This is a genomic window from Arthrobacter sp. Y3225116 (genome assembly GCF_059091245.1).
In genome coordinates this window covers 1-714 of the sequence record NZ_JBNHGL010000523.1, presented here as the reverse complement: position 1 = coordinate 714, position 714 = coordinate 1, and the positions used below count along the sequence as shown (strand labels likewise).

The 714-nt window shown below is 74.1% G+C and carries 1 pseudogene; it reads left to right on the top strand.

What is annotated here, in order from left to right:
* A pseudogene (locus AC5RV2_RS18750) lies at nt 1–653 on the top strand (FtsK/SpoIIIE domain-containing protein); the annotation flags it as partial.
* Between the last annotated feature and the right edge of the window lie 61 nt (nt 654–714).

Below are 714 nucleotides of genomic sequence, written 5' to 3'. Positions count from 1 at the left end.
CCGCCGCGCCCCAGGACGGGGGCAGCATCCCGATCGGCCTGCTGGACATGCCGTCCCGGCAACGGCAGGTGCCGCTGCGCTGGCAGCCGGAGCACGACGGCCACCTGGCCGTTCTCGGGGTAGGAGGCGGAGGACACCGGGAGTTTTTGCGGGTCCTGGCGTCGCAGCTCCTGGGCGGACCGGTGGAACGCCACTGCTACGTGCTGGACGGTGACGGTTCGCTGGGCTTCGCCGCGGACGCCGGCCGGACCGGCGCCTACGTCGGTCCCCAGGACAGCGAACGGGCGGCACGGGTGCTGCGCCGCCTGGCCAACGAGGTTTCCTCCCGGCTCGGCAGCCTGGCCTCGGCCGGGGGTCCGGCCAAACCGGCGGCCGCCGTTCCGTTGCTCGTCCTGGTCAGCGGGTGGGGCCGCTGGCTCGGTGGCTTCCGGGCCGGCCGGCTCGGCTGGGCCGAAGACTGCCTGCAGGACCTGGCCCGCGACGGCGGGGCGACCGGGGTCGTCCTGGCCGTGACCGGAGACCGTGAACTGTCGGGCAGCCGTTTCCTGCCGCTCATGGGCAACCGGCTCTACCTGCCGACCGGGGCCGGTCCCGAAACGTTGCTGGGCTGGCCCCGGCTTCCGCCCATGGACGCCGTGCCCGGCAGGGCTTAGCGGCGCAGGCCGAGGCGCTCGATGAGCGAACGGTAGCGCGTGATGTCGGTGTCACGCAGGT